Source organism: Paenarthrobacter sp. UW852, from assembly GCF_024608385.1.
Taxonomy (GTDB): Bacteria; Actinomycetota; Actinomycetes; order Actinomycetales; family Micrococcaceae; genus Arthrobacter.
On the sequence record NZ_JAMSGY010000010.1, the window covers coordinates 83298 to 107620 of the forward strand.

23 protein-coding genes are annotated in these 24323 nt (G+C 63.8%); 5 read left to right on the forward strand and 18 right to left on the reverse strand.

The genetic code is table 11. The annotated features are described in order from the left end of the window. The 7 genes from proC to NEK97_RS16780 all read right to left on the reverse strand — a co-directional run bounded on the left by proC (position 1) and on the right by NEK97_RS16780 (position 8869). A complete protein-coding gene (gene proC / locus NEK97_RS16750) occupies positions 1–831 on the reverse strand; it encodes a pyrroline-5-carboxylate reductase (protein WP_235517393.1) in 831 nt (276 codons plus the stop codon). Between the two features lie 294 nt (positions 832–1125). Next, positions 1126–1959 carry a sugar phosphate isomerase/epimerase gene (locus NEK97_RS16755; RefSeq protein WP_235517394.1) on the reverse strand — a complete coding sequence of 278 codons (834 nt, stop codon included), beginning with the start codon at positions 1957–1959 and terminating at the stop codon, positions 1126–1128. Between the two features lies 1 nt (position 1960). Beyond that, positions 1961–3076, reverse strand: coding sequence for a Ppx/GppA phosphatase family protein (locus tag NEK97_RS16760; protein ID WP_235517395.1), 1116 nt, complete (start codon positions 3074–3076; stop codon positions 1961–1963). Positions 3077–3153: 77 nt separating this feature from the next. Next, a complete protein-coding gene (locus NEK97_RS16765; protein ID WP_235517396.1) occupies positions 3154–3588 on the reverse strand; it encodes an SseB family protein in 435 nt (144 codons plus the stop codon). Positions 3589–3654: 66 nt separating this feature from the next. After that, positions 3655–6378 (reverse strand): type I DNA topoisomerase, encoded by a 2724-nt coding sequence (gene topA / locus NEK97_RS16770; RefSeq protein ID WP_235517397.1) that lies wholly within the window; start codon positions 6376–6378, stop codon positions 3655–3657. Positions 6379–6503: 125 nt separating this feature from the next. Then, positions 6504–7205, reverse strand: coding sequence for a helix-turn-helix transcriptional regulator (locus NEK97_RS16775; protein WP_284986272.1), 702 nt, complete (start codon positions 7203–7205; stop codon positions 6504–6506). Further along, positions 7202–8869, reverse strand: coding sequence for a methyltransferase (locus NEK97_RS16780; RefSeq protein WP_257370917.1), 1668 nt, complete (start codon positions 8867–8869; stop codon positions 7202–7204). The genes NEK97_RS16775 and NEK97_RS16780 overlap by 4 nt, the downstream gene beginning before the upstream one ends. A 94-nt stretch (positions 8870–8963) precedes the next feature. Between NEK97_RS16780 and NEK97_RS16785 the strand changes: the two genes are divergently transcribed. Further along, positions 8964–9407, forward strand: a complete 444-nt coding sequence (locus NEK97_RS16785) for a DUF6023 family protein (RefSeq protein WP_235517400.1) — start codon at positions 8964–8966, stop codon at positions 9405–9407. A gap of 65 nt (positions 9408–9472) precedes the next feature. After that, positions 9473–9997, forward strand: coding sequence for a hypothetical protein (locus NEK97_RS16790; protein WP_257370918.1), 525 nt, complete (start codon positions 9473–9475; stop codon positions 9995–9997). Positions 9998–10006: 9 nt separating this feature from the next. Here the strand turns inward: NEK97_RS16790 and NEK97_RS16795 are convergent, their stop codons facing one another. After that, entirely contained in the window at positions 10007–10903 is an 897-nt protein-coding gene (locus tag NEK97_RS16795; RefSeq protein ID WP_257370919.1) for a rhodanese-related sulfurtransferase, read from the reverse strand. A 146-nt stretch (positions 10904–11049) separates the two neighbouring features. Here NEK97_RS16795 and NEK97_RS16800 point away from each other — a divergent pair, with 146 nt between their 5' ends. Both NEK97_RS16800 and NEK97_RS16805 read left to right on the forward strand, forming a co-directional pair. After that, the gene (locus NEK97_RS16800) at positions 11050–11745 is read left to right on the forward strand and encodes a GNAT family N-acetyltransferase (RefSeq protein WP_257370920.1); all 696 of its coding nucleotides are present in this window, start codon (positions 11050–11052) and stop codon (positions 11743–11745) included. 99 nt (positions 11746–11844) lie between these two features. Then, a complete protein-coding gene (locus tag NEK97_RS16805) occupies positions 11845–14187 on the forward strand; it encodes a DEAD/DEAH box helicase (protein ID WP_257370921.1) in 2343 nt (780 codons plus the stop codon). A gap of 26 nt (positions 14188–14213) precedes the next feature. Here NEK97_RS16805 and NEK97_RS16810 read toward each other — a convergent pair whose 3' ends face one another. The 7 genes from NEK97_RS16810 to ssd all read right to left on the reverse strand — a co-directional run bounded on the left by NEK97_RS16810 (position 14214) and on the right by ssd (position 19389). After that, on the reverse strand, positions 14214–14597 hold the full coding sequence (locus tag NEK97_RS16810) for an Rv3654c family TadE-like protein (RefSeq protein ID WP_257370922.1): 384 nt from the start codon (positions 14595–14597) through the stop codon (positions 14214–14216). After that, positions 14594–14980, reverse strand: a complete 387-nt coding sequence (locus tag NEK97_RS16815; RefSeq protein WP_257370923.1) for a TadE family type IV pilus minor pilin — start codon at positions 14978–14980, stop codon at positions 14594–14596. Before NEK97_RS16815 ends, NEK97_RS16810 begins: the two co-directional genes overlap by 4 nt. Beyond that, positions 14977–15303: a DUF4244 domain-containing protein gene (locus NEK97_RS16820; RefSeq protein ID WP_257370924.1), complete on the reverse strand. Its 327-nt coding sequence runs from the start codon at positions 15301–15303 to the stop codon at positions 14977–14979. Before NEK97_RS16820 ends, NEK97_RS16815 begins: the two co-directional genes overlap by 4 nt. Positions 15304–15636: 333 nt before the next feature. Further along, positions 15637–16161 (reverse strand): type II secretion system F family protein, encoded by a 525-nt coding sequence (locus NEK97_RS16825; RefSeq protein ID WP_374111541.1) that lies wholly within the window; start codon positions 16159–16161, stop codon positions 15637–15639. Between the two features lie 83 nt (positions 16162–16244). Next, positions 16245–17021: a type II secretion system F family protein gene (locus NEK97_RS16830; RefSeq protein WP_257370926.1), complete on the reverse strand. Its 777-nt coding sequence runs from the start codon at positions 17019–17021 to the stop codon at positions 16245–16247. Beyond that, positions 17018–18280 (reverse strand): TadA family conjugal transfer-associated ATPase, encoded by a 1263-nt coding sequence (locus NEK97_RS16835; protein WP_257370927.1) that lies wholly within the window; start codon positions 18278–18280, stop codon positions 17018–17020. Before NEK97_RS16835 ends, NEK97_RS16830 begins: the two co-directional genes overlap by 4 nt. After that, positions 18277–19389, reverse strand: coding sequence for a septum site-determining protein Ssd (gene ssd, locus NEK97_RS16840; protein WP_257370928.1), 1113 nt, complete (start codon positions 19387–19389; stop codon positions 18277–18279). Before ssd ends, NEK97_RS16835 begins: the two co-directional genes overlap by 4 nt. Positions 19390–19541: 152 nt before the next feature. On the opposite strand from ssd, the gene NEK97_RS16845 reads away from it, so the two are divergent. Beyond that, complete coding sequence (locus tag NEK97_RS16845) at positions 19542–21233, forward strand: bifunctional 3'-5' exonuclease/DNA polymerase (protein WP_257370960.1); 1692 nt, start codon at positions 19542–19544, stop codon at positions 21231–21233. A 46-nt stretch (positions 21234–21279) separates the two neighbouring features. On the opposite strand, the gene NEK97_RS16850 is transcribed toward NEK97_RS16845, so the two are convergent. Genes NEK97_RS16850 through NEK97_RS16860 form a run of 3 tightly spaced genes read right to left on the reverse strand, consistent with a single transcriptional unit; the run spans position 21280 to position 24139 of the window. Then, positions 21280–21957, reverse strand: a complete 678-nt coding sequence (locus NEK97_RS16850; protein WP_257370929.1) for a CoA pyrophosphatase — start codon at positions 21955–21957, stop codon at positions 21280–21282. Next, positions 21954–22748: an endonuclease III gene (gene nth / locus NEK97_RS16855; protein WP_257370930.1), complete on the reverse strand. Its 795-nt coding sequence runs from the start codon at positions 22746–22748 to the stop codon at positions 21954–21956. The genes NEK97_RS16850 and nth overlap by 4 nt, the downstream gene beginning before the upstream one ends. Positions 22749–22759: 11 nt before the next feature. Continuing rightward, complete coding sequence (locus tag NEK97_RS16860; RefSeq protein ID WP_257370931.1) at positions 22760–24139, reverse strand: hypothetical protein; 1380 nt, start codon at positions 24137–24139, stop codon at positions 22760–22762. Positions 24140–24323 lie beyond the last annotated feature (184 nt).

Below are 24323 nucleotides of genomic sequence, written 5' to 3' on the forward strand. Positions count from 1 at the left end.
TCAGCCGAGCTGCTTGGTGATCTCTGCCGCCCGGGCTGCTGCGGCGCGGGCACCGTCGGCGATGATCTTGGGGATGCCGCCGTCGTCAAAAGCCATGATGGCCCGCTCGGTGGTGCCGTTGGGGCTGGTCACAGCAACCCTCAGCTGCGTGGGGTCCGCGCCTGGCTCAGCCAACATGAAGCCGGCGCCGGCCACTGTTTCGCGGGCCAGCATGACGGACAGCTCCCGGTCCAGGCCCAGCTCGACGCCGGCTGCAGCCATGGCCTCAGCCAGGTAGAACGCGTAGGCGGGTCCGGAACCGCTGATGGCCGAGAGCGCGTCAACCTGCTCTTCGGGGATTTCCACCACCGTGCCGGCCCCGGCCAGGGCCTTCTTGGCCTGCTCCAGCTGCTCAGGTGTGCAGTGCGTCCCGGGCGATACGGAGACAACGCCACGGCCGAGCCTGGCAGGCGTGTTGGGCATCGTGCGGATGACCGGCTGCCCCTCAGGCAGAGCGGCTTCGAGTTGTGCAATGGAGACAGCCGCAGCGACGCTGACCACCAAGGTGTCCTTCGCCAGAGCTGGGCTGATCTCGCGGGCCAGGTCCAGGATGCCAACCGGTTTGACGCCCAGGATGACCATTCCGGCGCCTTTGGTGGCCACTTTGTTGTTATCCGGGTCTTCTTCGCCGGCGATGGCCATAACGCCATGGCGCTGGGCCAACTCGTCCGCGCGTTCCGCACGACGGACGGTGGCAACAATGTCGGACGGGTCCGCCCCCGCGGCCAGGAGACCGCCCAGGATTGCCTCGTTCATGGATCCACAGCCAAGGAATGCGATTCGGTTGCTCATGGCTCCATCATTGCAGTTGGCATCCGACGGGGTCTAACGGGTTGAACATTCCCAGCTTGCTCCCAAGGTTATTGCAGGCAGCACTCATGCTCGGTGCCTAACGTAGTTATTACCTCATTGAGGGTGCGAGTGATGAGGCGGGCATGGGGATGTCCGCCACAAGCACCGGTGGCCGGGCGGGTTTTCCCCCATTTCCCGATTCGGCCGCCGGTGCTTTCGCTTTTAAGCAGCAGAATTCCGCCCTCGTCCGCCTGCTGGGCCGTAGTACGGCGGGGCTGGCGAAGCCCGACGCCGTTACTGGTCGGAGCTGCGTACCAGAGGAACGCTGAGGTGCTGGCGGGCGAAGCGCAGGGTTTCGGCCAACATCTCCTCGCGCTCCCCCGCTACCTTTGCTTTACGGGTGGAAATCTCGGCCACCACCACGCCGTCGAATCCGGAAGCCGCCAAATACTGCAGCGAATCCGCGCACTGCTGCGTGCCCATGCCCGGCACCAGGTGTTCGTCCTTCCCGGAGCCCGACCCATCGGTCAGGTGCACGTGGCGCAGCTTGCTTCCAAGTGCCTTGATGGCTTCCAGACTGTTGGCCCCGGCAGTGGCAGCATGCGAGAAGTCCCACGTGACGTCGTCGTAATCCTGGCCCAGCGGGTCCCAGTGCGGCAGGTACGCCACAGCTTCACGGCCGCGCACCCGCCATGGGTACATGTTCTCCACGGCGATCCGCACCTGGTACGTTTCGGCCATTTCCCGGACGCCCTCCACGAAGTTCTCCGCGTAATTGGACTGCCAGCGGAATGGCGGGTGCACCACCACGGTGTCGCAATCAACCTCCGCTGCCATCTGGCACGATTTCTCGATCTTGCTCCACGCCGAACCCCAGACCTGCTGCGTCAACAACAGGGTGGGTGCGTGGATGGAAACGATCTTCTGGTGATAACGGTGGCTCAGCTGGATGAGGGCGTCGGGGTTTTGGCTCACCGCGTTGTTGGTAACCATCACCTCCACGCCCTCGTACCCCAGGTCCTGGGCCACGGCAAAGGCGTCGTGGACGCTCAGCGGATAAACGGACGCACTGGACAGCGCCACCGGGATCTGGCGGTCATTCACTTCAGGTTCGACGTCGTTACTCATCTCAGGAGGCCAGCCCGCCTGCCACAGGGGCTGGGATGGGTGATGGGGATGGTGTGTTTACTGGGACCGGGAATTCCTTGACCGGGTGAGGCTCGTCAATGTCCGTGGTCTTGCCACTTTCTTTGGACTTCTTCTTGGATTTGTCCTTCTTGCGCTTGCCCACGTGCGGCGCAGGATCCAGGGCGTCCTCGAACACCAGCTGGTCCAGGCGGCGAAGGATCAGGCCTTCGCGCAGGGCCCAGGGGCAGATCACCATACTGGGGAACTCAAAGAGCTCCAAGGCCGCCTCGGCAACCAGGGCGCCGGCCAACAACTGGGGTGCCCGGGCGTCCGATACTCCGGGAAGGTACAGCCTGTCCTCCACCGTCATGGCCGAAATGCGTTGTGCCCACAGCCCCAGATCAGCCGCATGCAGTTCGCGTTTCACATAGGGGCCGGCCGCGCTGGGCGCTGCCCCCGCGATCCGTGCCAGTGAACGGAACGTCTTGGACGTGCCGGCCACCAGGTTGGCCCGCCCGAGGTCGTCGAATTGACGGACCACCGGTTTCAACGTGGAACGGATATAGCGCCGCAGCTCCTTGACGCTCTTGGCCGTGGGGGGATCGTCATGGAGCCAATCGCGCGTCAGGCGGCTGGCGCCCAAAGGGACGGACGTGGCGAATTCAGGGAGCTCGTCTGTTCCATATGCCATTTCAAACGAACCGCCGCCGATGTCCAGGTCCAGGATGGGCCCGGCGCCCCAACCGTACCAGCGGCGAACAGCGAAGAACGTCATGGACGCTTCCTCGCTGCCCGTGAGTTCCTGCAGGGTCACGGTGGTCTCGTGTTTGACCCTTGCCAGGACCTCCGGACCGTTCGTGGCCTCGCGGATGGCGGAGGTACAGAAGGCCAGGAGGTCCTCGGCCTTGTGCGTGGCGGCGAACTCCCAGGCCTCCAACACGAACTCAATGAGCTCATGCTGTCCGGCATCGGTGATGTTTCCGTCGCCGTCGAGGTATTGCACCAATGACAGGGGGCGCTTATGGGAAGCGAAAGCTACCGGGCGCGCGCCGGGATGAGCATCCACCAGCAGGAGATGGACGGTGTTGGACCCGATGTCGAGAACGCCAAGACGCATTCTGCCATTATTCCCCGATTCGAAGGCCGCAAAGCAATTTGTGGACGTCGTTTCGCATTCGGGGATCTGGTTGGCCGCTATTCGGTGGGCTCGCCGGCTTCATCAGCGCGCTTGAAGTCGCGGCGGATGTTCGCGATGCCTTCCGGATCGATTTCGAAGCCAAACTCGCTGCCAGGATTGATGACCATGCCCAGCTCATCACCGATGTTGCCGAGAATGGCTGAACCCATGGTGCCCAGGACGTGCGGGGCTGCTTCAAGGAAGCGTTCGTCGACGCGGCTGGGGTGGCTGAACACCGCCAGGACGGGCTGGCCATCAGCGTTGGACAGCACCAGTGGCTCCACCGAGGAATCAGGGCCGTCCACGGCTTCCGAGCTGACGAGGTAAACCTCGTTGTTCAGGAAGGCGAGGATGACGTCCACCGGGTTCGCGTCCGGTTGTTCGGCCATGGCGAGCTTCGCCTCAAGGTCGTTCAAGGGTTCGTTGTCCGGGGAAACGGTCTGTTCAGTCATGGTTCTACTCGACCACGATGCCGGCCGGGACGCAATTCGCTCATGCTGTCCCGGCCGTCGCAGTTGTTACTTCTTGGCTGCGGCCTTACGTGCCGGCGCCTTCCGGGTGGTGGTCCGCTTGACCGGACCCTTGGCCCGCTTTTCAGCCAAAAGCTCGACGGCGCGCTCCCGGGTCAGTTCCTCAAGGGACGTTGAGCGCGGGACCGTAATGTTCGTGACGCCGTCGGTGATGTAGGGCCCGAAACGGCCTTCCTTCACCACGATGTTCTTCTCCGACACCGGGTCAGGACCGAACTCGGCAAGAGGCGGCACGGCTGCCCGTGCGCCACGTTGTTTGGGCTGCGAGTAGATTTCCAGCGCCTGTTCCAGGGTGATCGTGAAGATTTCCTCTTCCGATCCGATGGAACGTGAGTCGGTACCCTTTTTCAGGTAGGGACCAAAACGGCCGTTCTGAACGGTGATGGGGTTGCCGTCGGCGTCCTCACCCAGGACCCGGGGAAGGCTCATGAGCTGCAGGGCCTCGTCCAGGGTGACAGTGTCCACTGTCATGGACTTGAACAGCGAACCTGTGCGGGGCTTGGCCTTTACGGGCTTCTTCGGCGGCTTGGGCTTGCCGTTCTTGTAGTACTCCACGGGCTGGTTGGCCAGTTGTTCCTCGGTCATCTCGGGGATGATCTCGGTGACGTACGCGCCGTAGCGCCCGTTCTTTGCCACAATCGTGTGGCCGGTGTGCGGATCCGTGCCCAGGACGCGTTCCTCCGGGGCTGCCGTTTCCATGAGCTCTTTGGCTTTGGCTGCGGTGAGCTCGTCCGGAGCCAGTTCCTCAGGAACATTCGCCCTGGCGGACTCCACTACTTCGCCGGTCTTCTCATCCACGGTGGGAATGGAGCTTTCCAGATACGGCCCGAACTTGCCCACCCGCAGCGTGATGCCCTCTGCGATGGGCACCGAGTTGATCTCGCGGGCATCGATTTCACCGAGGTTGTTCACGATGCTCAACAGGCCGGGATCAGCGTCTTCGCCGTAGTAGAAGTGCTTAAGCCAGGCGGTTCCTGCGGCCTGGCCATTGGCGATCTTGTCCAGGTCGCCTTCCATGTCCGCCGTGAACTCATAGTCCACATAATCGGTGAAGTGCTGCTCCAGCAAGCGGATCACAGAGAACGCAATCCAGCTCGGGACCAAGGCGGAGCCCTGCTTCCGGACATAGCCGCGGTCCTGGATGGTGGAGATGGTGGAGGCGTAGGTAGAAGGCCGTCCGATGCCCCGCTTTTCCAGCTCCGCAGTCAGTGACGCTTCGGTGTAGCGCGGCGGCGGTGAGGTTTCGTGGCCCACGGCCAGGATGTCCGAGGCGGTCAGGGCGTCACCCTTGGCGACGTTCGGCAGGCGCCGGGCCTCATCGGAGTCGTCGTCTCCGCGGCTTTCGTCCTTGCCCTCTTCGTAGGCGGCCAGGAAGCCGGGGAAGGTGATGACTGTGCCGGAGGCGGAGAATTCCGCGTCCCTGCCGTCAGCTGCAACCGCACCGAGGCGGATCGTGGCCGTGGAGCCCTTCGCATCGGCCATCTGGGAGGCAACAGTGCGCTTCCAGATGAGCTCGTACAGGCGGAACTCGTCACCACTGAGTTGCTTGGCAACCTGGGCCGGAGTCCGGAAGGAGTCACCGGCAGGTCGGATGGCTTCGTGCGCTTCCTGGGCGTTGGCGGCCTTGTTGGCATAGACGCGGGGGCTCTGCGGCACGTACTCGGGGCCGTAAAGCTCAGCTGCCTGGCGCCGGGACGCTGTCAGGGCTTCGTCACTCAAAGCCGACGAATCCGTACGCATATAAGTGATGTAGCCGTTTTCATACAGGCGCTGGGCAACCTGCATGGTGCTCTTGGACGAGAAGCGCAGTTTACGGCCGGCTTCCTGCTGCAAAGTGGACGTGGTGAACGGCGCGGCCGGCCTGCGGGTATACGGCTTGGTATCTACCGAACGAACACGGAAGTCCGCGTTTTCCAGGCCGGATGCCAGTGTCGTGGCGAGTTCCTCGTTGAGGTGCACCACATTGGAGGAGGTGAGTTGGCCGTTGTCATTGAAGTCACGGCCACTGGCTACCTTTGAGCCATCCACTGCGGCGAGCTTGGCCTTGAAAGAGCCGGAATCCGCACCGAACTGACCAGTGAGGTCCCAGTACGACGCTGCACGGAAGGCCATGCGTTCACGTTCGCGGTCAACCACCATGCGGGTGACCACGGACTGCACACGGCCGGCCGAAAGCCCGCGGGCCACCTTCCGCCACAGGACCGGGGAGATTTCGTAGCCGTAGAGGCGGTCAAGGATTCGACGCGTCTCCTGGGCATCCACCAAAGCAGTATCGACATCGCGCAGGTTGTCCATAGCGCGGTGGATGGCTTCTTTGGTGATTTCGCCGAAGGTCATGCGGTAAACGGGAACCTTGGGCTTCAGGACCTCCAGGAGGTGCCACGCGATGGCTTCGCCTTCGCGGTCCCCATCGGTTGCGAGGTAAAGCGCGTCAGCGTCTTTCAGCTGCGCCTTGAGCTCTGCGACCTTTTTCTTTTTGTCCGGGGAAACAACGTAGTACGGCTTGAAGTCGTTTTCGACGTCGACGGCGAACTTGCCCAGCGAGGTCTTCTTCAGTTCTGCAGGCAGGTCAGAGGGCTGCGGGAGGTCACGGATATGGCCGATCGAAGCCTCGACGATGAAGCCCTCGCCAAGATACTTGGCGATGGTCTTGCTTTTGGCTGGAGACTCCACAATCACGAGTTTCTTGCCGGTTTTTGCCTTGCTGGGCACGGTGCTCCTACAGAAAAAATGTGTCATTGGGCTGGTGCCCATACTGGCCTAGTTCACCATAGTTTGTAGAATCCTGCGTTGTTGCAGGGAAACCAGGGCGGTGGTGCGCGGGCCCGGATGGGCTCCTACTGTCCGGGTGCTACGCGGTCATCCGGGATCATTGACCACAAGGTTGCCATACGTTCGGCACCTTCGGGTATTTGGGTAGGGTCCTCGAGTTCGTACTCACGCAGAATTTCACGGATCCGGTCCGAAAGCTCCTTGCGTTGCGGGTTGGTGAGGTACAGCAGGTTGCTCGCCAAAACCACGGCAGCAGGCTCTTCGCCGGAGCCACCCCGCTGTCGGCGTTCGCCACGGGCCCTGGCAAAAGCCGAAGCCCTCCGGCGGAACGCATCGAGCTCCAGGTCAACCACTGCGATTTCCGGGCTGGCTACGCTGCCTCCCGAGATCGTGAAGTCCGTCCCTGCGGCCTTCCAACGCCGTTCACGAGCGTCGCCCGCATTCTCTGCCGGAGCCACAATCCCCCACTTTTGGAGCGCACGGAGGTGGTAGCTCATTGCGCTGGGGGTCAGGCCGGTCCTTGCTGCGAGTTCGGTTGCCGTGTGGCTGACCTGGGTAGCGTAGAGCTCGGAGATGACCTCGATGCGGGCAGCGTGTGCAAGAGCGCGAATGGCCTTGGGATCGGTGATCTCAATCGTCTTTTCGGCGCGCTTGCGGCGGGGAACGTCGCCTGACGCTTGGGATGGCTGGTTGTTCGCAATCACTTCATCAGTGTAGTCAGCGTCACTTCCTTGCGGGCCGGCAGGCGGCACCGCGTCCTTTTTCATGCCGTGGCCTGCCCGGCCGAGGAAAGAAGGAACGAGTCGGGGACCAGGAAGCCATCCAGGACGAGGTTGGTGACCTCCCGGAGCAGGCCTTCCCGGAAAGTATCCTCGTCGAAGTCTTCGCTGCCGCCCAGGAGGGCTACCAGCGCCGAGGCGATCTGCCCGACCGACAACTGTCCATCGCATGCCGAAACGAAGCCGGCGAGCTCGGTACTGAGCAAGTTGGTTCGGCGAAGGCCTGCGCCCTGGCGCAGGAGGATCACCCCGGGGTGCTCTGCTCCCGGACGCTGGTGGCGTTCCTCCGTGACATCTTCCGCGACCACCAGATGAGCGTCCAGCAGCGGATTGGCTGCCACCCAGTCTGCGCGTTCCACGGCGGCGCCGAGGTGGGGTCCAATCGGCTGCTCGATGGCGTAGGTGATCTCTTCAAAGCGGTTGATGATGGCCCCCTCGGGGGACACCGGACGGCGGAGCCAGATCATGCCAAAGCCGATGCCCTCGACATTCCGCGACGCGAAGTCCTGCAGATATGCGGCGTATGCCTCCTTATAGTGGCCGCCCTCACGGTTTTGTGAAGCGTCCTGAAGCCACGTTTCCGCGTACTGCTCCGGCCCAACCTGCTCGCGTTGAATGAACCAGACATCCAGACCCGAGTCATTCAGCCATGCTGTGGGACGGTCTTTCCAGTCAGACCCTGAGGTGACTTCCCAGTTACCGAGCATTTGGGCGGTCCCTCCCGGTTGGAGGACACGCGCCAGGGACTGGACCAGTGAAGCTACGATCTCGTCGCCGGGCAGGCCACCGTCCCGGTAAGTGAACTGCTCCGACGGCGATTCGCCGCCAGTCCGGGGCGTGATCACGAACGGTGGGTTGGACACCACCAAGCCGAACTGTTCCCCTTCCACAGGGTCAAGCAGCGATCCCAACCGCAGGCTTACCCGGCTCCCCAAATCGTCGGGATCCAGGTCCAACTCCCGCGCATTGAGGAGGAGGTTGAACCGGGTGAAGGCAAGGGCCCGCTCGGAGATGTCCGTGGCGGTCACATGGTCGCAATGGTGCAACAAGTGAAAGGTTTGGATGCCGCACCCGGTACCCAGGTCGAGCGCCCGCTCCGTGTGGTGCCTGACCGTGGTTTGGACGAGTGTCGTCGATGCGCGACCAATTCCCAGCACATGGTCGTGCCTCAGTACGCCCGGCTGCTGGTGGGCGGCGAGGTCGCTTGCCACCCAGAGGTCGGCGCCCCCGCTGCCGTCAGGGTTGGCATCCCAGCCGTAGGGCCGCAAGTCGACTTTGGCTTGGACCATCCCGGATTCTGCCGTGACCAGCCCCAGTTCCACCAGTCCTTGCACGCCGGTCCCGGGGACAGCGTCTTCCATTGCGGCGGTGGTTTGAGGGACGGCGAGCAGCCACAGCCGGACCACGGTGGTCAGCGCCCGCACCGCCGAATCTTCAGAGACAGCGAGCCGTTCGCTGGCCAACAATGCGGGGATGAGCTGATCCCTTCCCAGGGCATCTGACGCGGATTGACCCAACAGCTCAGCCACCCCGTCCACGGTGTAGGACATTGCGCGGAGGTCAGCGGCGAGCGCCGTGAGCAGTTCCGGACGGTCGCTGCGCGGAGCATCGTCAATGTTGCCGGCTGTAAAGAAGGTAGCTGTCTCAGTCACCTTGCAAGTGTAGGTGCGGTAAACGGTGGCTGCGGATGCCAGCCCCACGCTATGTGGACAAAGATCGGTGTCCGAAGCCGGTAGCGTTGAGTTTATGCTCAACTTCTCCTCCACAAGGCGCCGCGCGGGCCTTGTTGCCATCACTGCTGCAGTCCTCATGGCAGCCTGTGCTTGCCAGGCACCGGCCAACATCGCGGACGCGGACGTCCCAGCGTGGAAGGCGACTGCTCTCCCGGAAGCCAATGGTGTGGTGCTGGAGGACTCGGGAAAGATACTGAACCGGGACCCGCTGCTGAAGGAAGCGGCAAGTGTCCCCGCTGGAACCTACACCCTGACCATGGCGTGCGACGGGAGCGGCAAGGCCTACTTCGCGGTCTCCGCGGGCGGGAACAAGATCACCGACGCGGCCGCCGCATGCAACGGAAACCGTGACATCGTCAAGATCAAGGTGCCCGTTACCGGCCCCCTCAGCATCTCCACCAGCAGTGTCGACGCCCCGCTGATCTTCGCCTATCACCTGGCTCCCGCAACCAGTTAATCGAGCCCCGCCACCTCCCGCACTAAAGCCTTCAGCCGCAAGCCATGCGGGCGTAAAGTCAGTGCATGGGGAGCAAGGCAGCTCGCTCGGTGATGGCACGGCGGTCGGCGAGGGCCGCCGTCGTACTTCTCATTGCGCTTGGCGGAACCTTGGCGGGCTGCGAATACACCGGCGACGGCGGGCCGCAGGCAGATCCCAGCGCTACGGCAGGCAACGTGGTTCTGCCGCCCGATCCCGAGCTGGAAGAGACTGTCACTGGGGATGCGCTTCAAGAATGGGCGAAGTCGGCGCTGCCCGAATCCCAAGGGAAGTCGTTCTTCTCCAGCAGTGGTTACCTCAACGCCGGGGAGTCCAAATCGGAGCAGACGATGCAGTTGCCGGGCGGAACCTACGCAGTGACGCTGGCATGCCGCGGCACCCGACGGGTGATGTTTGCGGTCAAAGTGGGTGAAGCGGAGCTCGTGGACCTGACTCTGGGATGCGCAAATGCGCGGGTCAACGTGGTGCAGCTGGAAACGGACGCGGTGCTGTCCATCACGGTCGGATCCAGGTCGGAAGCCAACTTCGCCTACCGGGTGAGCAAACTGTAGCTCAGCCGGTCATGCGGCGTCGCAGCCCCCGGGGCAGCGCAGGGTTTCGGGGCTGGAAGCACAGTCGGCGCAATAGAGGGTCAGGGTGCGGCAGCTGGGGTTGGAGCAGTTCTCGAACTTGTTCGTCGGTGCTGAGCATCGGACGCATTCACCAAGGGTTTTGGCTTCGTCGCTGAACTCAACGTGCATGCGCTTGTCGAACACATACAGGGAACCCTCCCAGAGCCCCTTGTCCTTGAACGTCTCGCCGTATCGGACGATTCCGCCATCCAGCTGATAGACCTCTTCGAAGCCGCGGTTAACCATCAAACTGGACAGAACTTCGCAGCGGATGCCCCCGGTGCAATACGTCACTACGGGCTTGTCCTTGAGGTGGTCGTACTTACCCGAATCGAGTTCTTTGATGAAGTCGTGGGTGGTGTCCACTTCCGGAACGATCGCATCCTTGAACTTGCCGATCTGCGCTTCGAAGGCGTTCCGCCCATCGAAGAACACCACGTCTTCGCCAGTGGCCTTCTTGGCGTCGACCAAAGCGTGCAACTCCTCAGGCTGGAGGTGCTTGCCACCGCCAACCACACCGCCGGCGTCCACCTTGAGTTCGCCGGGTGCGCCGAAGGACACAATTTCGTCGCGCACTTTGACGCTCAGGCGCGGGAAGTCCGCGGCGCTGCCCTCCGACCATTTGAAGTCGATGTCGTGGAAGCCCCGGTACTCACGGGTCGTTTTAACGTACTGCTTCATGTTGTTGAGCTCGCCACCGACCGTGGCATTGATGCCATCCTTGGAGATAAGGATCCGGCCGGTCAGCCCGAGCTTTTCGCACAGGGCACGCTGCCACAGACGCACGGCGTCGGGGTCGGCAATCGGGGTAAATCCATAGAAGAGCACGATTCGGTTCAAAGCCACTATTCAAGGTTACTTGGTGCAGTAAAATCGGCCCTGCTGGGGCCTGGAGCGCCCGTCCACCGCCGGGAAGTCACAATTGCATAAGCAACGTTCCTCCGGCTGGTATCGCTCTGTTGCTTCCCCGGGCGCTGGCATACTCTCTCTACATGAGTCCAGACGCCTTGGTTGAAGACATTGCGCACCTCTTGGAGGTCTGGGTAGCCGGCTGGTCCGGCTGCCGTGGCTATGAGAAACGCAAGGAGGGTCGTTTCCCTGCAGCCCTGCGAGCCGACAAAACCGGTGACTGGGAGTATTTCGCCCACGATCCCTCCGATGAAGAGTTCGCCGGCCTCGCGGCAAAGACCGCGGAATCACCGGCCCGCATCCTGACGGTCCTCACCAATGACGTCCAAAGGTACAAATTCCTCGCGGAACAGCACGGTCTCACGGTAACGTCCGCTTCCCAGACCATGATGATCGTGGACATGGAAACACAGGACGCCGAGGATCCCTGGCTTCCTGATGACGACCTGGAGCTTGCAGTGTCCGAGTCGAACGGCGTCCAACACGCGGTGGTCCACAGCGGCGAGAAAGTCGCAGCCAGTGGCCGGGTTTTCGTGGTGGACGGAACCGCTGTCTTTGACAAGATCGTCACCGAACCGGATTTCCAGCGAAGGGGGCTTGGGACCTTCATCATGAAAGCCCTCGCGGCCCAGGCCTATTCACACCAGGTGGAGAACGGGCTTCTCCTGGCTTCCCTGGACGGACAGAAACTGTATTCGCACCTTGGATGGGACGTCGTGGGCCACGTGCTGATGATGTCGGCCAGCGGAACCGAAGGATCGGACCTTTCGGGTAGCTGACACCTCCTCCCTGAAGCCATGGACGACGGCGGCACCCCTGCGTGCCGCCGTTCGCGGCTCCCAGCCGGGCGACGGTACGAACAGTGACAGAATGATTCGGTGGCTTTACCAAATTCGCTGATCACCTTGCTGGGCCGGACTCCCGACCCCGAGCAGCTGCGCCATGTCCACACCATCCCTGCCCGAAAAGCGGTCAACGAGCCCTGGCCCCAGTGGGTGCATCCAGACATCGTCGACGCCTACGGGACACTCGGCATCCAGGAGCCGTACCGTCACCAGGTCCAGGCTGCCGACATTGCCCACTCCGGCCAACACGTAGTCATCGCCACCGGTACAGCCTCCGGCAAGTCTCTCGCATATCAGCTGCCCGCCCTGGACGCCATCCACCGATCGGAACTGCGGGTCCTCTCCGATCCGGGAAAGATCCACGATGACGGCGCCGTCACCTTGTACCTGTCCCCCACCAAAGCCTTGGCGGCAGACCAACTCGCGGCCATACGCGGGCTGAAGCTGCCCACAGTCAGGGCAGAAACGTATGACGGCGATACAGACGTGTCCGCCCGCCGATGGATCCGGGACCACGCCAACTTCATCCTGGCCAACCCGGACATGCTGCATTTCGGAATTCTTCCCAACCACACCTGGTGGGCCCGGTTCTTCCGGAGGCTCCGGTACGTCATTGTGGACGAAGCGCACAGCTACAGGGGCGTCTTTGGCTCTCACGTAGCCAACCTCATGCGACGTCTCCGGCGGATCTGCGCTTACTACGGGGCTGGCACCGCTTTTCCGGAGCCCGTATTCATCGCGGCTTCTGCCACCGCGTCGGACCCCGGAGTTTCGTTCGGCCGGCTGATCGGCGCCCCCGTCAGGGAAGTATCTGAAGACTGCTCTCCGCACGGTTCCACCACGGTGGCTTTCTGGGAACCCGCACTGACCGACGTCAGGGGTGAGAACGGAGCCAAGCAGCGAAGGACCGCTGTGGCCGAAACCGCGGATATCCTGGCCAACCTGGTCGCCTCCCGTGTCCGAACCATTGCCTTCATCAAGTCCAGGCGCGGGGCCGAGTCCATTTCCTCCATCACCAAAAGGCTTTTGGACGAGGTCGACCCCAGCCTCCCGGCAAGGGTGGCCGCGTACCGGTCCGGCTACCTGCCAGAAGAACGGCGGGCCCTGGAACAGGCATTGAGGTCCGGGCAGCTTCTGGGGGTCTCCAGCACATCCGCGTTGGAACTCGGCATCGACATATCGGGTCTGGACGCCGTGCTCGTCGCTGGCTGGCCGGGAACACGGGCGTCCCTTTTCCAGCAGATTGGACGCGCGGGGCGTGCTGGACAAGACGCCATCGCGGCTTTCGTAGCAAGCGACGATCCCCTGGATACGTATTTGGTCAACCACCCGGAAGCCATTTTTGACGTATCCGTTGAGGCCACGGTCTTTGATCCGGGAAACCCGTACGTCCTGGGTCCGCATCTGTGTGCGGCCGCGGCCGAGTTGCCGATCGGACCTGCTGAGTTGGAGCTCTTTGGTGCTACGGCCGAAGGCCTCCTGGATCGTTTGGTGGCCCAGGGGTATCTCCGCAAACGACCAGCCGGATGGTTCTGGACCCACCCCGAGAGTGCGGCCGGAATGGTCAACCTCCGGGCCGACGGCGGCGGACCTGTGAGCATTGTCGACGCCGGAACCGGATCCCTGCTGGGAACAATGGATTCGCCGCAGACCCACTACCAGGCCCACACCGGCGCCATCTATGTGCACCAAGGAGAAAGCTACTTGGTGGAAGACCTCAACGAGGCAGATCATTGCGTGATGGTGCGTCGGGTGAATCCCGACTTTTACACCACGGCCCGTGACGTCACCCAGATCGAAGTGCTCGAAACATCCCGCACGGTCCAATGGGGTGACATCACTGTGCACTTCGGCGATGTCAAAGTTACGACGCAAGTGGTTTCCTTTCAGCGCAAGGCATTGATTTCAAACGAGATCCTCGGAGAGGAGCCCCTCGAGCTCGGGGCCCGGGACCTGTTCACGAAGGCCGTCTGGTTCGTGGTGGACAACCGTTCGCTTCATGGCGCAGGGCTGGTGGAAGCCCAGTTCCCTGGCGCCTTGCATGCTGCTGAACATGCAGCCATCGGGCTCCTCCCCCTGGTGGCGTCCAGCGACCGATGGGACATCGGCGGCGTGTCCACTGCCTTGCATGCCGACACCGGAGTGCCCACGATCTTCGTCTATGACGGACACCCGGGCGGTGCCGGTTTCGCGGAACGCGGTTACGAGAAAGCCAAAATATGGTTGTCGGCCACCCGGGACGCCATCAAGGCGTGCGAGTGTGAGGCTGGCTGCCCGTCCTGTGTTCAGTCACCCAAATGCGGCAACAAGAACAACCCCCTGGACAAGGCAGCCGCCGTTACACTTCTGGACGTCTTGTTGAAGGACGCCGTCTAAGCACCGCCCTAGGGCGGCGGCCCGGCCTAGGGTGGCGGCCCGGCACGGGCCCGTCCGGTGGCAGCGCCCCAAGCGAGGGCATACGCCAGTTCGGTGGTGACCTCTACCTCGTCGCCGCCAAGAACCTTGCAGGAGGTGAGCCGGGCTTCGTGACGCCCAGCAACATCGCCGGCCACTGCGCAGGGCTCTCCCGAAGCAAGACCCCGTTCGGCATCAGCAGCTGCCAGCGCCGCGAGGTCAGCCGCAGTGGCTGCCCGCGACGCCGTAACGCTTGCCTGGACCAAAAGCAACAGCCCTGCCAGCAAGGCCATGACCACCGCTCCCAGAGCCAAAGCAAGGACCGTCCCAGCCCCGCGGTCGGATTGGACTCGGCCTGGTGCAGGATGGCGAGCCGTCACTAGCGCTTTCATTGGGAAACCGACTCGGTCCGGGCCGACGCAGAGGCCTTCAGGTTCCACGGGATCAGGTATCCCAAGGCCCCGCCAACCGGAGAGGTGGCCGTTACCCTGCACCAGCCGCCCTCCTCAGACAAGCCGGGAACAGCTGCTTCGCCAGCCAAACGCTTGACGATGTTTTCCACCGACCCGGGCGACTCACCCCTTGCTGATGCACGCGCCCCCGCCCGGACTGCCTCCTCCAGCCGTACCTGCGTAACGCCTGCGGCGCCACCTGCCAACAGGAAGGCAAGGAGTAACACCACCGCCGGCAAAGCGACGGCAAACTCGGCAGTGACAGCGCCTTGTTGTTTACCCCAGCGGAGCTCGCTCCTGCAGGCAGGCAGCACTGGCGTCATGGCAGGGACAGTGCCGTGCGGATCAGGTTGAGCAGGAAGCCGCGTACCTCTTCGCTGCGAAGAATGACGACCAGCAGCCCGGCCAAGCCGACGGCAGCCAACGTAGCAATGGCGTACTCGGCGGTGGCCATGCCCGCTTCCGAACCGAAAACCCGGGCATCAGCCCCGAGACCCCTGTTCCGCCCTCTCCGGCGTTTGAGTGTCCCGACTCCGTAGGGCGCAGCGAGATCAAGGTCAGTTGCAGGGGTAGGAGCCGGCACATCGCCGAATCCGGAATCCATAAACGGCTCCAGTTCGAACTGCTCGATTCCGAAGGGTTTCATTGCATGGCCCTCCTCTGCAGTACCGAATGCCTGACTTGCTCGGCGAAGTTGGGAGCGGCGTCCGGACGGAGCACGAAGAAGTGTTTTCATGGTTGCTTCCTTTCAAAGATGCCGACGGTTCTGCCGACAGACCTGACTCTTCCGTGGCTGGATCGGGGCTGGTAGGGAACGATTCCCGCAAGTGGAAAACCCCGGCTTCGCACGGACTGTGGAGGGACAGTGGCACCGCGGACAGTGGGCACCGCGGACAGAGGCACTACAGACGGCGTCACAACTGAGCGCCCGTCACGATGGCGCGGCGGGCGCTCAGGGAGCTGTAGGGGGGTGACCCGCTCAGCCAGAGGGCACCATGGCGATCAGCACGGGCACGATGCCAAGGCAGATGAAGGCGGGCAACGAACAAAGGCCCAATGGAATGACTAGTTTCACGCCCAACGCTGCCGCCCGCTTCTCTGCGGCACGGAAGGCTTCGCGCCGTTCCCGGGCCGCTTGGGCATAAAGGATCGATGCCGACGGAGCACCCGTGATGGCTGCGAAAGCCAGCGCATTTTTCAACCGCACCACTTCGGGTGCGGGTTGCGTGGGAGTCCGCCAGGCGGTCTCCCAGTCGGCTCCAATTGCCAGTGCCGCAACGACTGGTCTCAGCGACTGCTGGATCGACGGGGAAGCCGCGCGAGAGATGAGCTCCAACGCACGCCCGATGCCCGCACCAGCGTCGAGCATGGAAGCCACCAGCTCCAGCATCATCGCTGTGTCGCGGAGACCGTCGGTTGGCGAGCGAGGATGCTCCGGCCCGTCGGAGGCCTCCGGGCCGGGCGTGCCCGCCAAAGCCCAGGGAATTCCACGCGGTGTTCCCAACGGGCCCTTACTATGCCCGGGTCTGGCCCAACAGATGAATGAGGCCAAAGCCAGAACGGCAACCATCAGCATGACTCCGGACATCAGTATCCGCCTGCAGCTGAGGCAACCAGCCGTGACGACCAGACGCGGCCCGCAACGGTCAGCAGTAGCCCCGCTCCGAAGGTTGCAACACCAAGAATGTTGTCCAGCAGGATCCCCAACGGGTCCACCCCCAGGGCCATCCCGAGCAGCAGTCCGAAAACCGGGAGCCACGACAACAGCTTCACTGTCGCTTTGGGACCTGCGAGCGCAGTTTGCCGGGCCGCCTCCGCATCCTCTTCGGCGATGAGTTGGGCTGCGAAACGGGTGAGGAGGTCCGCCAGCGGGCAGCCGCTGGTTTCGGCTACTTCCAGGCACGCGGCGAGCTCCATCCACACGCGCCGCTCGTTGCTTCCCCGGGCCGTGTATGACTTGGCTGCTGAGCTGCGGATGGCGTGGGCCGGTGAATTTCCGACGGCGGCCGCTGCACGTGCGGCGGCCAGCACCCTTTGTGAACTGTTAGAAAGCAAGGCTGTTTCGGTTGGTGCGACGCGGTTTTCGTCCTGCTGCGCAGCGTGGACCAGCCAGAGTTCTTCCCACAACCGGGAAGGCCCCCGGCCACCACGCAGCAAGGCGGCAAGTTGCTGGACCAAAACCACAAGGGACAGGGTTGCCGGGCGTTTCTTCCTGCGTAGGAAACCCACCGTGAAGTCTTGGAAACCCCTGCGGAGCACCGCCGGCTTTCCCAAGCTGCGCAGGACCCGCCGGTTGTCAGCACGGCTGCCCCGGACATGCACCCACGCCGCTGAGGCTGTGACGATGACGAATACGGCGATCATCCGTTCCGGCCCATTACCGTCGAAGGGCCCGGAACCTGGAGGGTGTCATGCGTTGCCGCCCTCTTCGGGTCGGCAGGGTCCAGCCCGAGCCGGACGGCGAGTCCCGGCCACGCTGGTCCAGGTTCCATTCCGGACGGACTACGTCGGAGCGCAGCCACTACCTTTTGGCCCTCAGGGGTGTCAGCCAGGACACCAATGGATGCCACCTTGCGTCCCCACTGCGTCCGCTCCACGTGGATCACCACATCCAAGGCGCTCGAAACCTGCAACCGGACGGCCTCCGCGTTCAGCCCAGCGAGCGCGCCCAAGGCGACCAGACGTGCCGGAACGGCCTCTGCGGTGTTGGCGTGGATGGTTCCCCCACCGCCTGTGTGCCCGGTGTTGAGCGCAGTCAGTAGTTCACGGACCTCAGCTCCACGGCACTCTCCAACAATCAATCGGTCAGGACGCATGCGCAGGGCCTGCCGGACCAGCTCTCCGAGGTCCAACGCGCCTCCACCCTCCAGGTTCCCGTGCCGCGACTCCAGCGTCACCACGTGAGGGTGCACGGGGTTGAGCTCCGCCGCGTCTTCTATCAACACCAGGCGCTCCGTCGGACTGCTGAGCCCGAGCAAAGTAGAGAGCAACGTTGTCTTTCCCGAGCCTGTGGCACCACTGACCAGGAAGCTCAGCTTGCGGGCCATGATGGCGCGAAGGACTATCTCCACGTGCTCGGGAAACATGTCCCGCTCCTGCAGTTCCTCCAGCGCGAAGACATCCTCGCGTCGGATGCGAACGGACAGTAGGGTGCCGGCTGTCGATATGGGCGGGAGCACGGCGTGAATCCGGTAGCCGCCGTTCAGCCTGACGTCCACGCACGGGGAACCGTCGTCCAGCCTGCGTCCGCCGGCCGAGATCAACCGGGAGGCGAGCGACCGGACCTGTTGCTCGTCGTCGAAGCGAATGGCTGAACGTTCAAGGCCTTGGCCGCGGTCCACCCATACTGACTCCGGGCCGTTGACGAAGATATCCGTGACGGCGGGGTCCCGGACCAGTTGCTGGAGGGGGCCAAGTCCGTTCAGCTCCGCATTGATCGACTCGGCCGCTTCCAACGCACCAGCCGCCCCCAGCAGCCTGCCGCTTGCCTGGACTGCTGCCGCAACGGTGGACGGAGTCACGGGCCCACTACCGGCGAGCACTGATTCCCGAACGGTTTCGAGAAGGACCGAGTCCAGCCTCCGGCCATGCCTCCTGCGTGCGGAATCGGGTACGCGATTCATTGGCCTTTTCCATCCAGTTCAAGGACAGCCTCGGCAAAACGAACCACAGGTTTACGACGGCCCAGTTCCAGCAGGCGTCCCAGCTCAGTCCCTGACGCTACTCCCCGAAGCTCCGGAACCCGGCCCACCAGCGGCAAACCCAAAGAATCCGCAATCAGCGAGGCGTCGACTGATGTGGAACTGTTTCCGCGGATGAGCAGGCCCGAATCCACTGGCGGGAGTTCTTGCAGGATCCGTGCAGCAGCGACCGCGGACTTCAGGTGGGACAGGGCTTGGAGCAGCAATCTGTCGCAGTCCCAAGCGAGCGTCGACGTTCCGTCACCGTTTCGCCCGATGTCCACCACGATGAGCTCGAAACTCCGGCGCGCGGCATCCATGACGGCAGCCACCGCGCCGGCGTCGGGAGTCGGGACTGCGTCCCGTGTTCCTGGCCACGACAAATAGGCGAACCCTCCGGCGATCGGCAAGGACTCCCGGAACTGGGTGGGGTCGATGCTTCCCCTGGTTTCTGCGAAGTCCGGCCATCGAAGGCCGGGAATGTCATCTGCCGTCACCGCCAGTTCCAGCCCACCGCCCCAAGGATCTCCGTCGATGAGCATGGTGCTGATGCCGTGGCTGGCAGCTGCCTGGGCAAGCCAGACCGCGGTGGTAGTGGCGCCTGCCCCGCCGCTTCCGCCGATGACACCCACCACGTTCCCGCCCGGGTCAGGGGACCCGGACAGGCTGAGGTGTTCGGCCAACCAGCCAGCTGCTTCAGGCAGTACCGCCACACGTTCGGCTCCCAAGGCAGCTGCCAACCTCCACAGTCCGTCCCCGTCCGAGGCCCTGCCCAGCAGCACCGTCGGCGCTCTTCGCCGCGGTGGTAACTCCCGCACGTCACTGCCCACCAGGACGACGGCGGCGCTGTCCCACCCGTGGAGGGCTTCCCCGACATCCGCCGCGGTCCGCAGGCTTCCCCCTGCGGCCGCAACGATTCGTTTGGCCTCCTCTTGAAGGTAGCTATCGCTGGATACGAGGAGGACTTCAACGGCATCCTGAGGCAGCCAGTTGGCACCTACCTCGACATCCGGACTCCCGGTTCGTTTTTGCCTTCGATCGTGCTTGCTCATGAACCCCACCATGGCTGCCGGAGACTCCAGCTTGAAGGGCCCATCATCCGTATGTGCATAAAGCAGCGCCGCCAGCGGTGTGGAGGACGGGTCGGACCAAGCCGTGTGGAGAAAGGCCACGGCACACCGCCGCACAAGGCAGAATGGAAACCATGTATTTGCTGCTCGCCGCCCACCAGGAAGGCGCAGCCATACAGAGAATCTCCCCCACGGGAAAAGCTACGGCGGACCCACGCCTTGTCACGCGAGGCGAGCTGCCCGGCGTCGTGCGTGAGATGGAAACCCAGCGGCCCCGCTGGGTGTGGCACCGCGCCCAGGACTGGTACCCGGAACTCCTGGTTCACGGAGTCGAGCTGGAACGGTGCCACGATCTGGCCTTGTGTGGGGCGATCTTGGCCCATTCGGAGTTCACAGCCCACACGGACTACGCAAAGAACGCCGTGAAGCTCACTCAGGACGACGATGCGACACCTCCCCGCGTCCTGCAGCCCCCGCCGCCGCCCGCCGACCAAGGCGCCCTCTTCGATGACATCGTCACCTCAGCTCCGAAAGCCGGCCTGGCTGAGCTCAAGGAAGAGTTCACGGCCCAACAGCATGCCGTCGCCCAGGTGTCCACGGACCAGCAGCAGCGGCAGCGCCTCCAACTGCTGCTCGCCGCAGAGTCAGCCTGCGCCATCATCGCCGTCGAGATGCAACACGCCGGTGTCCCATGGCGGGAGGAGCTCCATCAGCAGATCCTGGCGGATGTCCTCGGGCCACGGCCCCAACCAGGTCACCGGCCGCCAGCTCTTGAGGCCCTGTGCGCCGAGCTCCGGAGCATCCTGAACTCCCCTGGTTTGAACCCTGACTCCCCGCAGGACCTCATGCGGGCGTTGCACCGGAACGGTATCGAAGTAAAAAGTACCCGGCAGTGGGAGCTCCAGGAGTCGAAGCACCCAGCCATCCAGCCGTTGCTGGCCTACAAGAAGCTGTCGCGCCTGCACACGGCCAACGGTTGGGCCTGGCTGGACGCCTGGGTAAGTGGCGGCCGGTTCCATCCGGAGTACGTCGTGGGCGGAGTAGTTTCAGGGCGCTGGGCTTCCCGCGGTGGTGGTGCCCTGCAGATACCGCGCAACATCCGGGCAGCAGTCCACGCCGATCCCGGTCATAAGCTCATCGTCGCTGACGCCTCCCAGCTGGAACCCCGCGTCCTGGTGGCATTGGCGCAGGACACCAAAATGGCCGAAGCGGCACGGGACAAGGACCTCTACGCAGGTATCGCGATGCAAGGGTTTGGTGGTGACCGAGCCAAGGCGAAGATTGCGCTCCTGGGCGCGATCTATGGCGCTACCACCGGCGAATCGGGCAGGCTCATGCCCCAGCTGACGCGCACCTATCCCCGGGCGGTGGGGTTCGTGGAACAGGCGGCCCGTGAAGGCGAAGCGGGCCGGACCGTGACGACGAGGCTCGGGCGAAGCAGCCCACCCCCGTCAGTCGGTTGGTTACGGAGCCAGCAATCCACCACCGCCGAGGAGCAGCGCCGGGCGGACAGCCTGGCACGCTCACGCGGCCGCTTCACCCGCAACTTCGTGGTCCAGGGCTCCGCGGCCGAATGGGCGGCGTGCTGGCTCGCTGAATTACGACGGCGGCTGCGGGCTTTCCGGGCCGACGGATTGCCCTCCGGTGAACTCGTCTTCTTCCTGCACGACGAAGTCATGGTTCACGCGCCTGACGACGCTGTGGACGACTGCATCAGGGCCATCGAAGAGGCTGCGGCAGCGGCGAAGCTGCTCATGTTCGGGCAGGTGCCGGTGGAGTTCCCGGTGAGTGTCGCCGTCGTCGATTCCTACGACAAGGCCAAGTAACCGGAAGAGCTCAGGGCCCTGCACGGCACCCTCGGGTGCTGTGATCCTAGAGATCGATGTCGTGGAGCTTGTTCTGGTCCCACGGAACGGTCCAGCCCAGTTCATCGAAAAGGCCGCTCAGGACCATTCCGGTGAAGCCCCACACCAACACGCCATTAACGGTGAAGCCCGGGCTGGTATACGTGCGGCCGAACCGCGAGATGGTGGCGCTGACACGGTTGACCGGGTCCAGCAGGTCCCGGACGGGTACCCGGAAAACCTGGGCAGATTCGCCATAGTCCACCACGCGAACAGGTGACGGGGCATCCCACCAGGCCAGCACCGGAGTGACCCGGAAGTTGCTGCGGATAAGTCCGAGCTCAGGCATCACACCGAGCACACGGACACCGCTGGCATCCAAACCGGTTTCTTCCACGGCTTCCCGCAGGGCCGCGGCAACCACCGATTCGTCTTCCGGGTCCACGCTGCCGCCGGGAAAGGCCACCTGCCCTGGATGGTCGTCAAGGGTGTGCGCCCGCTCCAACAGGAGGACGTCAAGGTCGGCCGGGGCGATGGGACGCCCGGATTCTGCGGGCACGTTGTCCAGCACGCCGAACAACATCAGGACAGCGGCGGCACGGTTTGTCTCCTCAAGGACGGGCAGCTGGGCCCACAGGCTTGAGCGCTGTTGCTCGCCGGACTCGTAGCGGGCAACGAGTGCTGACAACTCCTCAAGCGCGGTCACCCGGGCCTCCTTTGCGATTCCATGCGGATCTCCGCGGCCCGATGGGTCTCAGCCAGCAACCGTTCCAGCAATGCTTCATTTCCGGGGGCGAGCTCATACTTCAGCAGCTTGGCCGCTTTGACGGGATCCGTTTCACCGTCGCCGTAGCTCGGGCAGAGGCTGGCGACAGGGCAGGCACCGCACGCCGGCTTCTTGGCATGGCAGATCCTGCGTCCGTGGAACACCACGCGGTGCGAGAGCATGGTCCAGTCCCGACGCTCAAACAGCTCGGCTACATCAAATTCGATCTTCACCGGATCATCCGACGCAGTCCAGCCGAACCGTCGTGCCAAGCGTCCAAAGTGCGTGTCGACGGTGATCCCGGGAACGCCGAAGGCATTGCCCAGGACAACGTTGGCGGTCTTTCGCCCGACTCCCGGCAGCGTTACCAGGTCCTCCAACCGACCCGGGACCTCGCCGTCGTACTCGTCCACCAAACGGGTGCTGAGCGCCAGGACATTGCGGGCTTTTGCCCTGAAGAAACCCGTGGGCTGAAGGATTGCTTCAAGTTCAAAAGGGTCCGCTTCAGCCATGGTCCGTGCGTCCGGGTAGCGGGCAAACAGGATCTTGGTGACCTGGTTGACCAGGACGTCGGTTGTCTGGGCGGAAAGGACTGTGGCCACGACCAGTTCGAACGGGTTCCGGAAGTCCAGCTCCGCATGCGCGTAAGGGTACTTCTCGGCGAGAACCCTGTTGATCTTGCGTGCCCGGCGTTTGAGTGCGAGGAGCGAACCAGCTTCGGCGGTGGCCACGGCGTCCCCGCCTAGCCGCGTTCGATGTTGCTGAGCTCCCTGAGGACCCCAACCTTGCCGTCAGTGTCCTGAACCAGGAACTCGTGGCCGCGGTCCTCCAACGCGAGGACCCATCCGCCGGGTTCGATGGTGAAGGAAGGAGCGCCGGAGTGTTCGTCGTACGCCGTGCGTGGCTGGGCGACAGCGAACCAGAAGGCCTCATACGCGGGGGAATCGGATTCCTCCGGACGGCTTGCCGGGTCCACGGTGGCGCCGATGGAGTCGCTGACGCGCCGGGTGTCACCGGAAACGATGGGAGTAGCCATCGTGGCAGCCCACGGCTGCTGCGCGGCCGGCTGCTGCGCCGCTGACTGGGCGTTGGCCGGCTGGGCCGGTCCTGCCTCCGCGGGCCCCGGCTGCGCCGCGGGCTGAGCGGCGTGCTGGGTAGTTGCCGGCTCCGGAGCAGACGCCGGGGCCTTGCCATCTTCGCTGGACGCAACTGCTCCGTTTGAGGCGGCTGGTTGAGCCACAGGTGTTGCGGGCGATGCACCGGCACCGGAGGCAGCAGGCGCCGAACCGGAGCCGGCATCGGCTGAATGAACGACGGCGGAGGCCGCGGTGGCAGCTGATGACGGCTCTGTATTTGCGGAAGCGGCCGGTGCCAACGGGCTGGAACCCGCGGCAGCGCCGGAACCAGGGGCAGCACTGGAACCCGCGGCAGCGCCGGCTGTTCCCGATGAAACTACGGGACCCGGAGCCTGGTATCCGGCAGCCGATCCTTCAAAGCCCGGAGTGGACGGAGTTGCGGCCGGCTTGGGCGCTTTCGGCGCCTTGGGAGCGGCAGGCTTACGGCTAGGCACAACCGCTTCACGGGCAACAACGTGCGCCGGCGTCTCGACACGCCCCTTGAAATCAGCGGAGAGCCACGGAAGATGAGGGCCAAGAACTGTCGCAGCCAGCAGGCCCACCGAACCAACCAACCCCAGCAGCACACCACCGTTGAAGGAGTCGGCGATCGTCAGGAAAAACAGCGGGAAAGCGAAGGAAGCCGTGACCGATGCAAACTGGTCAATGGACAGGGAGCCGATGCGCACAACGGTTTTTGGTTGCAACCTGCGGGCCACGAACAGTGCCGTCACGACCAAGGGCAGGATGATGCCGAGCAGCAGGAAGAACAGGTTCCCAAGGTTCCAGAGGTTGTAGCGCTCTCCGAACATCGGCAGGAGGGATGCCACGAACATCAGGAGGGTGGAGCCGAACACGGTGAGGTCCCGGATGGTAAACGGACCGGCGACAGCGTCGAACTTCGACGGCTTCCCGTCAGCGGTGCCACTTGCAGGGGTGGCCGTTCCAGCCGTGGTGTCCGGTCCCGTCGGTTGTGAGTCGTGCGGGCCTGGGCTCAGCTGGTTCATCTGTTTCTCCTTCGTACGGCGGCGCCTTGGACAGTCCGGCCCGGTTATCTCCGCAGGAATCTGCAGGAAACCGGACACGCCAGAAGATGGGTTCCAAGGCTTCTTCAGCCTATGCCACCCCACTGACAGGGTTCCAGCGGAAAACGGTCATACGGCTTCGCCCACAGCAAACTCCAAGGTCCCT